We start from the raw sequence: 14,732 nt of genomic DNA, 5'->3' as shown, positions 1-14,732 counted from the left end.
TGGCGGCCCGCAGCGGGGTTGCGCCGGTTACCCACAATTCCTGTGGATAACTCTGTGAACAAGGCCTGCACAAGGGAGGCAAACACCCGTCAGGATGCGCTCCCGGCTGCCCTGCACATTTTTTGATCAGTCACAAAAACCTTAAAAAACAGGTATTTACGAGACAGGAAATTAGGCGGGGAAGTGGCAAATTGTCGCTTGCCTGTTACCGGCGAAATGTGCATAACGGTAACACTCCGAGGCCCGCAGCGTCTGTCCCGGGCCCCGGCGAGTGTTACCCTAGCGCAGATAGAACTTATTCTTCGTCCTGCTGAATACCCAGCAGTTCCATGTCGAACACCAGCACCGAGTTCGGCGGAATCAGCGGGCTGGGGCTACCCGGGCCGTAGGCCAGATCACTGGGAATGGTCACCTTCCACTTGTCACCGACACGCATCAGTTGCAGCGCCTCGACCCAACCGGGGATCACACCGCTGACCGGCAGGTCGATCGGCTCGCCACGGCTGATGGAGCTGTCGAAGACGGTGCCATCGGTGAGCTTGCCTTCGTAGTGAACGGAGACCACGTCACTGACCTTCGGCTGGGCGCCGTCGGCGTCGCCGGACTCGATCACTTCGTACTGCAGACCGGATTCGGTGGTGATCACCCCATCACGCTCGGCATTTTCCACCAGGTAGGCCGTGTTGGCTTCGAGGGCTTCGACATTCTGGGTATTGGCACGCTCTTCGGCACGGGTCTGCAGCTCACCGAAGGCGGCGATCAGGTCCTTTTCGCTGACCCGGGCTTCGCTGCCCGACAGCGCGTCCTGCATACCCAGCGCCAGGGCCTGGGTATCCACATCATCCAGACCATCCTGCAACAGGCTCTGGCCCATGTTCAGGCCGATACCGTAGGACGCCTGCTGGATGGAAGTGGTGAGTTCGGGTTCCTTTTCACTGCAACCCACCAAAGTAAAGATACTGAGTGCAACACTGGCTGCCAGCAGATTCCGCTTCATGCTTACCTCTTCGACTAGCCCGTACGGGCGAAAATAAAGCACGAAGCATAACAGTGCGGACAAAGCCCGGCTACCGGGGAGAACGGCTTGACGCGAACTGGAAGCAAAAAATCGCCGGCAGCGATTTTTCGCGTCGCGCAGCGGCAGTCAGCAAAGGTGGCCGCCATGGATGGCAGGCCAAAAGAACGGGGGCCGCAGCCCCCGCTTCGCCGTTGCATTGCGTCAGGTCCGTCTGCTTTGCTGGCCACCCTTGCGTCCGGCCTCCGCAGCACGCTGCGGATTGTTCTTGAAGTTACCACCGCTGGCTTGACCGCCCTTTCTGCCGGCTTCCGATGCACGTTGCGGGTTTTCGGCGAAATTGCCTTTACCACCTCTACGTTGAGTCATCTGCTTGACCTCCACTCAGGGTTGTACATACAGGTGCACGGCACCTGATAAGTTGGAGGGCAGGCCGCAACAGAGGTTCGCGTTATTTTTAACCAATCCGGACTGACGCTCGTTGACACAACTCCCGGGGAATTCACCTGTCCAACACTGTACCGCTTCATTCCCTGCGCCAGCGAGGTATGCCATGACCGAATCCGCCCTGCCATCCGCTGCAGATGGTTTTCCCCGTCGCTATGGCGAAATATTGCTGGCCAGAGCAGCCCCCCTGTTCGAACAGGCCGCGCTGGCGGCGCGCCAGGCCGGCCTGAATGCCGTGGTGCATACAGCAGGCAGCCCGCCCGAGCTGTGCCTGGAGGTCAGTGCCGTCGAGCACGGCCATGCCAGCCACTACCGTATCGCCGCCGATACCAGCCGTGGACAGGTGCGTCACCAGTTGTATTTCGTCACCGATGGCACTACCCGCACCCTCGAGGCCGGCCTCGACTCGATCAACAGCATGGTGCTCGATACCCAGCTGGCCACCTTGTTTCACGACGGCTTCGCGCTGACCCTGCCGGCGGTGGCAGAGCGTCACCCCGCCGGGTTCTGGTAGCCGCTCAGTTCTGGCGGGGCGGTGTCTGGCGCAGCTCGTCCACATATCTTTCCAGCGACAGCAGAGCGTGACGTGCGGCCTTGGCCCTTACCTCATTACGCCTGCCATCGAACTTGCGGGTTTCGCTCAGCACCCGCGGCTGGCCATCGAGCAGCATGGCGCAGGCGAAGCAGATGACTCCATCCATCTCCCCTTGCGCTTCAGCCAGCCCGGTATTGGCCAGGGTTATGCCGGCGCCACAGCGCTGCAGTGCGCCCAGGGCCATTTCCCGGGCCACCGGTTCGCTGGTCAGACCGTAGCTGTCGATGGTCTGCAGGCTGACGCCAAGCATCTCCCGCTTGGCACTGATCGCATAGACCACATAACCGCATTCCATCACCGCACCACTTCCGGGCACCTCGGCCACCAGCGAGGCGATCAGCCCGGCGGTACAGGACTCGGCCGTGGCCAGGACCAGCTCGTTGTGCTTGAGGAAATCCACTACCTGCTGCAGGTTCTGCATGCTGAGTCCACCTTGATCGACCACCTATCCGCGTTACCCATTTAGAGCTGGAGGCAGAGCCTTTAAGTTCCCGCTTGCCGGCGCTGTCGAGCGGCAAAAAAAGTCGAAACTTCTGTAACCCCAGCCAGTCACTAAATTGAGGGATGGCTATCCACACCTTCTGATCTGCTACGGCGGACGATCCCGCTCATGGCTATGCGATCAGGTACCAACACTCTCCCAGAGAAAACACACCGTTTGGAGGATGTTATGGGCAATGCTGCGGCGGCGATCCTGCCGGAAGAGTCATTCAAGCACACCTCATCGAAGAGCCAGGTGCAACCCTCGCCGCCAGCAGAGACTGGCCACAATATTCTCTTCGTCACCTCCGAGTTCACCGACCTGATCAAGGTGGGCGGGTTGGGTGATGTTTCCGCGGCCCTGCCCCGCGCCCTGAGCCAGCATCATTCGGTACGGGTATTGATACCCGGCTACCGGCAGGTGATCCAGAGTGGGCTGCCGATCCATGTGGTCGGCAAGCTGCCCGGTCACGGCGCCATTCCGCCCTGCCTGATCGGCCAGATCACCCTGCCCGACCAGCTCATCGTCTATGTGGTGTTGTGCCAGCAACTGTATGACCGCGATGGCGGCCCCTATGGTGACAGCGAGGGCATCGACTGGCCGGACAATCATATTCGCTTCGCCCGCCTGGCATTGGCTGCGGCGAAGATCGCCGATGGCGTGGGCGTACGCAACTGGCAACCGGACCTGGTGCATGCCAATGACTGGCCGGCGGGATTGACCCCGGCCTACATGGCCTGGCGTGGCCAGCAGGTGCCGTGCGTGTTCACCATTCACAATCTGGCCTATCAGGGGCTGTGCTCGCCGGAAAGTCGCGTCGAACTCGGCCTGCCCGAGGAAGCACTGCACCCCGATGGCATGGAGTACTACGGCAAGCTGTCGTTTCTCAAGGCCGGCATCAACTACGCCACCCATATCACCACCGTCAGCCATACCTATGCCCATGAGATCACCTCACCGGCGTTCGGCTGCGGGCTTGAGGGGCTGTTGCGACGCAAGGCCGACGAAGGCCTGCTGTGCGGTTTCGTCAATGGCATCGATACCAGTTGGCAATCGCAGAGCGATCCGCGGCTGGTGCAGGGCTTCGCCCCCGGCCAATGGCAGGGCAAGCAGGCCAACCGGCGGCATGTGGAACAGGCCTTCGGCTTTGCCCAGGAGGAGGGACCGCTGTTCGCCGTGGTCTCGCGGCTGGTGCATCAGAAAGGTATCGACCTGACCATCGAGGTGGCGGACAGCATCGTCGCCGCTGGCGGTCGCATCGCCATCATCGGCCAGGGCGAGCGCGCGCTGGAGCGCCGGGTCGAGGAGCTCAGCGGGCGTTATCCCGGTCGGGTCGGCGTCAACCTGCACTTCGACGAGACCGAGGCGCGCCGCATCCTCGCCGGCAGCGACTTCCTGCTGATGCCGTCACGCTACGAACCCTGCGGCCTCAGTCAGATCTATGCCCAGTGCTACGGCTCGTTGCCGATCGCCCGGCGCACCGGCGGCCTGGCCGACACCATAGAGGATGGCGTCTCCGGGTTCCTGTTCCGCGAGCCGACCACCAACAGCTATCTGCAGGCGATTCGCCGGGCGCTGAATGTGCACCGCCACCCGGTGCTGCTCAACGCCATGCGCTGCAAGGCGATGGCCGCACCGCTGTACTGGCACCAATCGGTCAAGCCCTATGACCGTCTTTATCGCAGGCTGATCGAGCGTACCTATGACTCCTTTGCCGTAGCCGGCAGGAGAGCCGGCACATGCGTGAGATAACCCGACTGCATGGAGCCACTCTGCAGCCCGACGGCGCCACCAGCTTTTCCCTGTGGGCCCCCGATGCCCACAGCGTCGCGGTGCGCCTCGGCGATGGCAGTGTGCACAGCCTGCATCACCAGGATGATGGCTGGTACAGCGCCCGGGTCAGCTGTGGCGCGGGGACTGTCTACCGCTTCCTGATCGACGGCGAGCGTTCGGTGCCCGATCCCGCCTCGCGCTATCAGCCGCAGGGCGTGGATGGTCCCAGCTGCGTGGTCGATCCCGACGCATTCGTCTGGCAGTGTCAGCAATGGCAGGGCCGGCCCTGGCATGAGACGGTCATCTATGAACTGCATCCGGGCGCCTTCGGCGGTTTTGCCGGCATCCAGGCCAGGCTGCCGGAATTGCTCGAACTGGGCATCACCGCCATCGAGCTGATGCCGGTCAGCCAGTACCCGGGGCAGCGCAACTGGGGATATGACGGCGTCTTCCCATTCGCCCCGCAAGCCAGCTACGGCACACCCGACGAGCTGCGGCAGCTGGTCGACAGTGCCCACGCCCTCGGGCTGATGGTATTCATGGATGTGGTCTACAACCACTTCGGCCCCCATGGTAATTACCTGGGTGAGTACGCCAGCAGCTTCTTCCGCCAGGATCTGCCGACTCCCTGGGGTCAGGCCATCGACTTTCGCGTGCTCCAGGTGAGTGATTTCTTCTACGAGAACGCCATGATGTGGATCATCGATTACCGTATCGATGGCCTGCGCCTGGACGCGGTGCATGCCATCCGCGATGCGGATTTTCTCAAGACGTTGGCGCAGCGGGTGCGCAGCGCCGTGCCCGACGGACGGCGGGTGCACCTGATGCTGGAGAACGAGCGCAACCAGGCCAGCCTGCTCAGCGAGGGCTACGATGCCCAGTGGAATGACGACGGCCATCATGCCCTGCATGTTCTGCTGACCGGCGAGGAGGAAAGCTACTACAGCGATTTCGCCCGGGATACCACCATCAAGCTGGCCCGTTGCCTGCAGGAAGGCTTCGTCTACCAGGGCGAGCCCAGCCGCAACGGCGTCCCACGCGGCGAACCCAGCGGCCATCTGCCGCCGACCGCCTTCATCCTGTTCCTGCAGAACCATGACCAGATCGGCAACCGTGCCCTCGGCGAGCGCCTGATCACCCTGGCCGATCACCGCGCGGTGAAGGCCGCCCTCGGACTGGTGCTGCTGTGCCCGATGATCCCGCTGCTGTTCATGGGCGAGGAATGGGGCTGCGAGCAGCCGTTCCTGTTCTTCACCGACCACGATCCGGAACTGGGCAAGGCCGTGCGCGAAGGCCGCCGCAATGAATTCGCGGATTTTGCTGCCTTCGCCGACGAGGCCCTGCGCCAGCGCATTCCGGACCCAAATGTGGCCGCCACCTATCTCAGCTCGGTGCCGGAGCGGGCACAGGGCAACCCGACCCTGCAGGAGGACTGGCTGGCCTGTTACCGCAGTCTGTTGCGCCTGCGCCATGCGCATATAGTGCCGCGTCTGCCCGGAACCCTGTCCGACGGCGCCAGTATTCTCGGCGAGAAGGCGCTATCGGCCTGCTGGCGACTGGGTGACGGCAGCCGGTTGCGCATCGACCTGAACCTGTCCGAGCATGCCCTGGCAGTGGCCGCTCCCGAGCCGGGCACCACGGTCATCCATGACTATCGCGCCAACCTGTCACGGGACCCCTGCCTGCTACCGGGCTACAGCTCGAGGGCGATTCTGGACCCAGCGACATGAGCACCCGACAGTTGTTCCAACTGGCCGAGGAAGCCGGCGTCCTCTGCCACTGGACCGATGCCCACGGCCACTCGGCCAGCCTCGACGAGCGGGCCCTGCTTGGTGTACTCAAGGCACTGCAGTTGCCCGCCGATACGCCGGCGCAGCTGGATGCCAGCCTGGCCCGGGCTCGTCAGCTCCGGCAGGAAGCCGAGCACGGGCCGCTGTTGATCTGCAATGCCGAGCAGCCCATCGATGTGCGCAGCCGCCTGGGACCGGGCAGCCATTGTCAGGTACTGCGGGAAGATGGCCACGCCATCACGCTGCAGGTCGACCGCCATGGCTACCTGCCCGCGCTGCCCTGTGGCTACCATCAACTGAGCTGTGGCGAGCAGCAGTGGCAGCTGGCCTGCGCGCCGCCGGCCTGCCCGTCCATTCCCGAGCTGACCGGTGGCCGGCGACATATCTGGGGCATTGCTGCGCAGGTCTACTCCCTGCGCCGAACAGGTGATGGCGGGCTGGGCGACACCGCTGCGCTGCAGGATCTGGTCCTGAGCGCCGCCGACAAGGGCGCCGATGCGCTGGCAATCAGTCCGCTGCATGCCATGTTCAGTTGCCGTCCCGAACATTACAGTCCCTACTCCCCTTCCAGCCGCTCATTGCTCAATATCCTGCATGCCGCCCCGGCGCAGATCCTCGGTGCCGAGGCGGTACAGCGTGCCCTGCGCGAATGCCAGTTGGGCGCACTGGCACAGACGCTGGAACAGCAGGAGCTGATCGACTGGCCTGCGGTCTCGGCCTTGCGGCTGCAACTGCTGCGCCAGCTGCATGCGCATTTTGCCGAGGCGCCAGTGACCCTGCGCGAGGACTTCCAGCGCTTTCGCCACGACGGTGGCGAGTCCCTGCAGCTGCACTGCTGTCACGAGGCATTGCAACGACACATGCTGGACGCCGGCCACGGCGATGACTGGCACCATTGGCCCGCCCCCTGGGGCCAGCCCGATTCGCCTGCGGTCCGCCGATTCGCCGAGGAGCAGGCTGCGGAACTGGAATTCCACGCCTTCGGTCAGTGGCTGGCCGCCCGCTGCCTGGCCCAGGTGCAGCAGCAGGCACGCAGCGCCGGCATGGGCATTGGCCTGATCAGCGATATGGCCATCGGCGCCGACCCCAGCGGCAGCTTCGGCTGGGCCTGCCAGCAGCAGTTGCTCAGCCAGGTCAGTATCGGCGCACCACCGGACCTGCTGAACCAGGACGGTCAGGACTGGGGGGTGGCGGCATTCTCACCGCTGGGGCTGAAACGCAACGGCTACAGCGCCTTCATCGCCATGCTGCGGGCCAATCTGGGCCAGGCCGGAGGTGTTCGCATCGACCATGTCATGGGCCTGCAGCGGCTGTGGATCATCCCCGATGGTGCTTCGCCCCAGGCCGGAGCCTATCTGAACTATCCGCTGGATGATCTGTTGCGCCTGCTGGCACTGGAGTCCTGGCGACACCGGACACTGATCATCGGTGAGGATCTGGGCACCGTACCGGCGGGACTGCAGGCCCTGCTCGCCGAACGCAACATCCTCGGCATGCGCGTGCTGCTGTTCGAGCAGGAGGACGGTCACATGCCCGCTGCGCACAAGTGGTCCGCCCAGGCCCTGGCCACCACCGGCACCCATGACCTGCCGACGCTGAGTGGCTGGCTCGACAGCCGCGACATCGACTGGCGCCTGCGCGCCAACGAGCGCAGCCCGGAACAGGCCCGGCATGACCGGCAGGTTCGCGACGAGCAGGTGAGCGTTCTGGATGCCGCCCTGCAGTCTGAGGGGCTGCTGGATGAAAATGCCGGCATAGCCGAGCAGCTGGATGCCGGCATCCGCTTCCTCGGCCGCACCCCCGCGCCGCTGGTCCTGGTGCCGCTGGAGGACGTCATGGGCAGCGAAGAACAGCCCAACCTGCCCGGTTCCGCCGTTCACCCCAATTGGCGGCGGCGCTGGCCGCAGCCCGCTGCCGACATGCTCGATGCCGAGCTGCCGCGGCAACGTCTTCAGCATCTGCAGCAGGAGCGCCAGGGCCGTGAAAGGAACCCGTCCGATGAATGAACCTCGCGCCACCCTGCGCCTGCAGTTTCACGCAGGCTTCACCCTGGATGATGCCACGGCGCTGGTGGACTATTTTGCCCAGCTGGGGATCAGTCATATCTATGCCTCTCCCCTGCTCAAGGCCCGCCCCGGCTCCAGCCACGGCTACGATGTGATCGACCCGACCTGCGTCAACCCGGAACTGGGTGGCGAGCCGGCGCTCCAGCGCCTGGCCGGCGCGCTGCACCAACGGCAGATGGGGCTGATCATGGATATCGTGCCCAACCACATGGCAGTGGACAATGACAACAGCTGGTGGCAGGACGTGCTGCTGTGGGGCAGCGCCAGCCCCTATGCCTGCTTCTTCGACATCACCTGGCGCTCGCATGACGAATTCATGCGTGACCGGCTGCTGCTGCCGATTCTGCGCGACGATTACCTGACGACCCTCAAGGCTGGCGAGATCCGCCTGCAGTTCGATGCCACCGCCGGGCGCTTCCATGTCTGTCACTTCGACCACCGGTTGCCGCTGGCCATGAACGGCTATCCGGCTCTGCTGCAGGATACCGGCCTCGACGCCCTGACTCGCCTGGCCGATCGCTGCGCCGCGCTGGAGGGTGAGTTCGGCGCGCGACAGATCGCCACCGAGATCTGCGAGGAGGTGGCCGCCATCGCCTGGGGCAGTACCGCCGAGGTCATCGAGCAGGCCTTGCGGCGCTTCGATCCGGGCACCGCCCAGGGTTGTCTGCGCCTGCATGAGCTGCTCGAATGCCAACATTACCGCCTGGCCAGTTGGCGCACCGCCAATGACGATATCAACTGGCGCCGGTTCTTCGATGTCAACGAACTGATCAGCCTGCGCAGCGAACTGCCCCAGGTATTCGAGGCCACCCACGCCAAGGTGTTCGAGCTGATCGCCGCCGGACTGATCGATGGCCTGCGCATCGATCATATCGACGGCCTGGCCAACCCCCGGGCCTACTGCCGACGGTTGCGCCGCCGCGTCCAGCGCCTGCTGCCCGAGCGCCAGCAATTCTTCCCGATCTATGTGGAGAAGATCCTCGGTGGCGATGAGCAGTTGCCGGGCGACTGGATGGTGGATGGCACCACCGGCTACGAGTTCATGAACCGCGTCGCCCTGCTGCAGCACGATCCCAACGGCCAGGCCGAGCTGGCCGAGCTGTGGAGTTCGCTCAGCGGGCGCACCGCGGACTTCAGCGAGGAAACCCGCGCCGCCCGCCGGCTGGTGCTGAGCAATTCCCTGGCCGCCGATGTCGAGATCCTGGCCCAGGCCCTGCTGCGCCTGGCCCGCAGCAGCCTGGCCACGCGCGACCTCACCCTGGGGGCCATCCGTCGTGCCCTGCGCGCACTGATCGTGCACTATCCGGTGTACCGCACCTACACCGGGGTCTGCGGGCCTTCGTCCCAGGACCGACGCTTCTTCGACATGGCCCTGGGCGGTGCCCGCCGCGAGCTGGGCAGAAACGACTGGCCGGCCCTGGACCAGTTGCAGCGCTGGCTCGGTGGCGAACCGCTGCACGCCGGCGCGGCCGGCCCCCGGCGGCGCTTCCAGCGCCGTCTGTTGGCGCGCTTCCACCAACTGACCGCCCCCACCGCAGCCAAGGCGGTAGAGGACACCGCCTGCTACCGCTCCGCGGTACTGCTGTCGCGCAATGATGTGGGGTTCAACCCCGAGCGCTTCAGCGCCGATCCTGACTGGTTCCATGCCCAGTGCAGCGAGCAGGCCGAACGCTTCCCTCTCGGCCTGCTCGCCACCGCCACCCATGACCACAAGCGCGGCGAGGATGCCCGCGCCCGGCTGGCGGTAGTCAGCGAACATGCCCCCTGGTTCGGCATCCAGGTGCGCTTCTGGTACAAGCTGGCCGAACCGCTGCGCTCGCTGGTCGAGGAACAGCCAGCGCCCTCGCCCGCCGATGAACTGATGCTCTATCAGACCCTGTTCAGCAGTTGGCCGCTGGAGCTGGACCCGGAAGATGGCGACCGCTGCGCGACCTTCGCCCAGCGGGTATTGAACTGGCAACAGAAAGCCCTGCGCGAGAGCAAGCTGCGCAGCAGCTGGGCCGCACCGGACAACGCCTATGAACAGGCCTGCCATGACTTTCTGCAGCGCCTGATGACCAGCCGCGAGGGTGCGGAACTGCGCCGGGCCCTGGCTCATGCAGTCGATCTCGCGGCCTGCAACGGCGCGCTCAACAGTCTGAGCCAGTGCCTGCTGCGCATGACCGTTCCGGGGGTACCCGACCTGTACCAGGGGTGCGAATACTGGGATTTCAGCATGGTCGACCCGGACAACCGCCGAGCGGTCGACTATGCCGAACGCCGCCATACCCTGAACCAGCCGGCCAGCCCGGCCGAACTGCTGCAGCAGTGGCGCAACGGACGCATCAAGCAGTGGCTGATCGCCCAGGTACTCGATACCCGTCGCCGCCAGCCGGCGCTGTTCGGCCATGGCGACTTTCGCCCACTGAAACTCCATGGCACCCATGCCGATCGGCTCATCGCCTTCTGCCGCCAGCACCGACAACAGTTGGCAATCACCATCGTTCCCCGACTCGCCGCGCCCCTGCTGGGCGACAGCGAACTGCCGCTGATTCCAGCGGCGCGCTGGGACGATACGCTGATCGATCTACCCGCCGCGCCCCTGGTCAGCGCCTTGACCGGCGAGGCTGTCCGCAATGGGCCTGCTGTGCCAGTGAGCGAACTGCTGGCCAGCGTCCCGGTGAATCTTCTCGTTACCGCCAACCATCAGGAATCGACCCCATGAACAATGATGAACAGCGAATCCGCGAACTGGCCTATCAGATATGGGAAAGCGAGGGCCGCCCCGCCGGTCAGGAGCAACGTCACTGGCAGATGGCCTGCAAACTGTTCCAGAGTGAACAGAACGGCGAACTGCAGCCGACACCGGCAAAAAAGGCCGCCACCCGTAAACCCCGTAGCAAGGCCGCTGCAGCCCCCACCGAGGACGAAACCCAACTGGAGAAACCCGCCCTGCTGGACAAGCCGGCCGCGGCCAAGAAGCCGGCACGACCCCGGCGCCAGGCCATCACCCGAACCACCAAGATCACCGAACCGGGCAAACCCGAGCCGGATCAGCAAGAGTAAGCCACCATGAACGCCAGGAAACGCGCTGTGCAGCCGACCCACAAATCCCGGGTCTCCGAGGGCCAACCCTTTCCCCTGGGAGCCACCTGGGATGGATTGGGTGTCAATTTCGCACTGTTCTCGGCGCATGCCACCAAGGTCGAGCTGTGCCTGTTCGACAGCCAGGGCAAGCAGGAGATCGAACGCATCGAACTGCCCGAGTACACCAACGAGATATGGCACGGCTACCTGCCCGATGCCCATCCGGGCATGATCTATGGCTATCGGGTGCATGGTCCTTACGAGCCGGATGCCGGGCATCGCTTCAACCCCAACAAACTGCTGATCGATCCGTACGCCAAGCAGTTGGTGGGCGATCTGACCTGGTCGGACCGACTGTTCGGTTATACCCTCGGCTCCCCGGATGCGGATCTGAGCTTCGATGACCGTGACAGCGCCGCCCATATACCCAAGGCCAAGGTCATCGACCAGGCCTTCACCTGGGGCCGGCACACCCACCGGGAAACACCCTGGGACCGGACCATCATCTACGAAGCCCATGTGCGCGGCATCAGCATGACCCACCCGGCGGTGCCCGAGCCGGTGCGCGGCACCTTCGCCGGGTTGATGCATCCGGAAGTGCTCAAGCACATCCGCTCGCTGGGCGTGACCAGCGTCGAGCTGCTGCCAGTGCACGCCTTCGTCAATGACCAGCACCTGCTGGACAAGCACCTGAGCAATTACTGGGGCTACAACAGCATCGCCTTCTTCGCCCCCCATCCGGCCTACCTGGCCACCGGCAACATCAGCGAATTCAAGGAGATGGTCGCGCACCTGCATGATGCCGGGCTGGAGCTGATCATGGACGTGGTCTACAACCATACCGCCGAGGGCAACGAGCTGGGGCCGACGCTGTCCATGCGCGGTATCGACAACGCCACCTACTACCGGCTGATGGCCGATGACAAGCGCTACTACGTGAATGACTCGGGTACCGGCAACACCCTGGACCTGAGCCACCCCTGCGTGCTGCAGATGGTCACCGACTCGCTGCGCTACTGGGCCGACGAGATGCAGGTTGACGGCTTCCGCTTCGACCTGGCGACCATTCTCGCGCGCCATGCGCATGGCTTCGATGAGCGCCACGGCTTTCTCGTCGCCTGCCGCCAGGACCCGGTCCTCAGCCAGAGCAAGCTGATTGCCGAGCCCTGGGACTGCGGCCCCGGCGGCTACCAGGTCGGCGGATTCCCTCCCGGCTGGGTGGAGTGGAACGACCGTTTCCGCGATACCGTGCGCGCCTTCTGGATGGGCGAAGAAGGTCAGATAGCAGGCCTGGCCAGCCGCCTGACCGCCTCCGGCGACCACTTCAACCAGCGCGGGCGCCGGCCCTACGCCTCGGTCAACTTCGTCACCGCCCATGACGGCTTCACCCTGCGTGATGTGGTCAGCTATGACCACAAGCACAACGAGGCCAACGGCGAGGACAATCAGGACGGCAGCGATCACAACCTGTCCTGGAACCATGGCTGCGAAGGCCCCACCGACGATCCCGAGATCAACAGCCTGCGCATGCGCCAGATGCGCAACCTGCTGTCGACCCTGTTGCTGTCCCAGGGCACGCCGATGCTGCTGGCCGGGGACGAGTTCAGCCGTACCCAGCATGGCAACAACAACATCTACTGCCAGGATAACGAGCTGGGCTGGATCGACTGGAACCTGGATGACGATGGCCGTGAACTGCTGGATTTCACCCGCCACCTGATTTCCCTGCGCCATGCCTATCCGATCCTGCGTCGCGGTCGCTTCCTGGTCGGTGAGTACAACGAGGAACTGGGCGTCAACGATGTCACCTGGCTGTCGCCCTCCGGCGACCCGATGACCGATGAGCAATGGGACGACCCCAATGCCCGCTGCCTGGGCATGCTGCTCGACGGCCGCGCCCAACCGACCGGCATTCGCCGCAGCGGCGACGACACCACCCTGCTGTTGCTGATGAATGCCCACCATGATGTGGTCAGCTTCTGCCTGCCCCATGTCGCCCAGGGCAGTCACTGGCTCTGTCAGCTCGACACCAACCGCACGCAGCTGCGCGACGGCGAGGTGCACGAGTTCGACAGCGAGTTCCTGATGACCGGACGTTCGCTGCTGCTGCTGCGCCTGGAGCGTGAAAAACCCTGAACCAAGCCACTGCCTCCCAGTCGGAACCTATAGCCATGGCGAAGTCTGTCGGCTTCGCTGCGAAGGAGGTAACAGCATGAAAGCAGTGGTTTTTCATGATGTCGGCGACATCCGCCTGGAGGAGGTCGCCGACCCGGTACTGCAGGCGCCCACCGATGCGATCGTCCGCCTTACCGCCTCGGCCATCTGCGGTACCGACCTGCACTTCGTGCGCGGTAGCGTCAGCGGCATGCGTCCGGGCACCATTCTCGGCCATGAGGGCGTCGGCGTCGTCGAGACCCTGGGCACCGACGTACGCAACCTGCAGGTCGGCGACCGCGTGGTGATTCCCTCCACCATCGCCTGCGGCAACTGCTCCTATTGCCGGGCCGGCTACTATGCCCAGTGCGATACCGCCAACCCGAACGGGCCACAGGCCGGCACCGCATTCTTCGGCGGGCCCGAGGCCAGCGGCAGCTTTGCCGGGCTGCAGGCGGAGAAGGCGCGGATTCCCTATGCCAACATCGGCCTGATCAAACTGCCGGACAGCATCAGTGATGATCAGGCGATCCTGCTGTCGGACGTGTTCCCCACCGGCTATTTCGGCGCGGAGATGGCCGAAATCACCCCCGGGGATACCGTGGCGGTGTTCGGCTGCGGCCCGGTGGGCCAGTTCGCCATCGCCAGCGCGCTGTTGTTCGGCGCTTCCCGGGTGTTCGCCATCGACCACCTGTCCGACCGCCTGCAGATGGCCCGTCAGCAGGGCGCGGAGGTGATCAACTTCGATGAGGAGAGCCCGGTGCAGACCCTCCAGCGTCTGACCGGGGGGATCGGCGTGGACCGCGCCATCGATGCCGTCGGGGTGGATGCCGAACCTCCGGCCGGCCTGGACGATCCCATACAGCAGGGGCAGTTCCGCAGCGAGATGGCGCAGAACACCCCGCGTACCCATCCCGACGGCGACAACTGGCATCCCGGCAACGCGCCCAGTCAGGCGCTGCACTGGGCGGTAGAGGGGCTGGCCAAGGCCGGTACGCTGGCCATCGTCGGCCTCTATCCACCGCAGTCGAGGAGCTTTCCGATCGGTCTGGCAACCAGTCGCAACCTCACCATCAACATGGGCAACTGCCACCACCGTCGCTACATCCCGGTCCTTATCGAACTGGTGCTGACCGGACGCGTCGACCCCACCCGCATCCTCACCCAGGTTGAACCCATGCAGGACAGCATCGAAGCCTTCAAGGCCTTCGACCGGGGCGCCTGTGGCTGGGTCAAGGTCGCCCTGCAGCCCGAGGCCGACGACACCGACGGCCCACTGGACGAGGCGCTGGACGACTCCTTCCCGGCCAGTGATCCACCGTCGATGGCGTCACCGAAACCCTGA

General features: G+C 64.7%; 11 protein-coding genes. 8 read left to right on the top strand and 3 right to left on the bottom strand.

From position 1 onward, the window contains the following. Positions 1–295: 295 nt before the first annotated feature. On the bottom strand, positions 296–997 hold the full coding sequence (locus tag CQ007_RS12160) for an FKBP-type peptidyl-prolyl cis-trans isomerase (protein WP_105646103.1): 702 nt from the start codon (positions 995–997) through the stop codon (positions 296–298). Positions 998–1,219: 222 nt separating this feature from the next. Next, entirely contained in the window at positions 1,220–1,384 is a 165-nt protein-coding gene (locus CQ007_RS12155; protein ID WP_105646280.1) for a general stress protein, read from the bottom strand. 184 nt (positions 1,385–1,568) lie between these two features. Here CQ007_RS12155 and CQ007_RS12150 point away from each other — a divergent pair, with 184 nt between their 5' ends. After that, complete coding sequence (locus CQ007_RS12150) at positions 1,569–1,976, top strand: hypothetical protein (protein ID WP_105646102.1); 408 nt, start codon at positions 1,569–1,571, stop codon at positions 1,974–1,976. Between the two features lie 4 nt (positions 1,977–1,980). Here the strand turns inward: CQ007_RS12150 and CQ007_RS12145 are convergent, their stop codons facing one another. Next, positions 1,981–2,478 (bottom strand): CinA family protein, encoded by a 498-nt coding sequence (locus CQ007_RS12145; RefSeq protein WP_105646101.1) that lies wholly within the window; start codon positions 2,476–2,478, stop codon positions 1,981–1,983. 249 nt (positions 2,479–2,727) lie between these two features. Between CQ007_RS12145 and glgA the strand changes: the two genes are divergently transcribed. The 7 genes from glgA (at position 2,728) to CQ007_RS12110 (ending at position 14,732) form a co-directional block, all read left to right on the top strand. Continuing rightward, positions 2,728–4,290: a glycogen synthase GlgA gene (glgA, locus tag CQ007_RS12140; RefSeq protein WP_105646100.1), complete on the top strand. Its 1,563-nt coding sequence runs from the start codon at positions 2,728–2,730 to the stop codon at positions 4,288–4,290. After that, entirely contained in the window at positions 4,278–6,041 is a 1,764-nt protein-coding gene (treZ, locus tag CQ007_RS12135; protein ID WP_105646099.1) for a malto-oligosyltrehalose trehalohydrolase, read from the top strand. The genes glgA and treZ overlap by 13 nt, the downstream gene beginning before the upstream one ends. Then, the gene (gene malQ, locus CQ007_RS12130; RefSeq protein ID WP_105646098.1) at positions 6,038–8,107 is read left to right on the top strand and encodes a 4-alpha-glucanotransferase; all 2,070 of its coding nucleotides are present in this window, start codon (positions 6,038–6,040) and stop codon (positions 8,105–8,107) included. Before treZ ends, malQ begins: the two co-directional genes overlap by 4 nt. Continuing rightward, the gene (gene treY / locus CQ007_RS12125; protein WP_105646097.1) at positions 8,100–10,871 is read left to right on the top strand and encodes a malto-oligosyltrehalose synthase; all 2,772 of its coding nucleotides are present in this window, start codon (positions 8,100–8,102) and stop codon (positions 10,869–10,871) included. Before malQ ends, treY begins: the two co-directional genes overlap by 8 nt. Beyond that, positions 10,868–11,212, top strand: coding sequence for a DUF2934 domain-containing protein (locus CQ007_RS12120; RefSeq protein WP_105646096.1), 345 nt, complete (start codon positions 10,868–10,870; stop codon positions 11,210–11,212). The genes treY and CQ007_RS12120 overlap by 4 nt, the downstream gene beginning before the upstream one ends. 6 nt (positions 11,213–11,218) lie before the next feature. Then, positions 11,219–13,369: a glycogen debranching protein GlgX gene (gene glgX, locus CQ007_RS12115; RefSeq protein ID WP_105646095.1), complete on the top strand. Its 2,151-nt coding sequence runs from the start codon at positions 11,219–11,221 to the stop codon at positions 13,367–13,369. Positions 13,370–13,445: 76 nt separating this feature from the next. Next, positions 13,446–14,732: a zinc-dependent alcohol dehydrogenase gene (locus CQ007_RS12110; protein ID WP_105646094.1), complete on the top strand. Its 1,287-nt coding sequence runs from the start codon at positions 13,446–13,448 to the stop codon at positions 14,730–14,732.

This window comes from Pseudomonas sp. MYb185, from assembly GCF_002979975.1.
Taxonomy (GTDB): Bacteria; Pseudomonadota; Gammaproteobacteria; order Pseudomonadales; family Pseudomonadaceae; genus Halopseudomonas.
The sequence above is the reverse complement of the archived record's forward strand: the minus strand, read 5'-3'. Positions and strand labels throughout refer to the sequence as shown.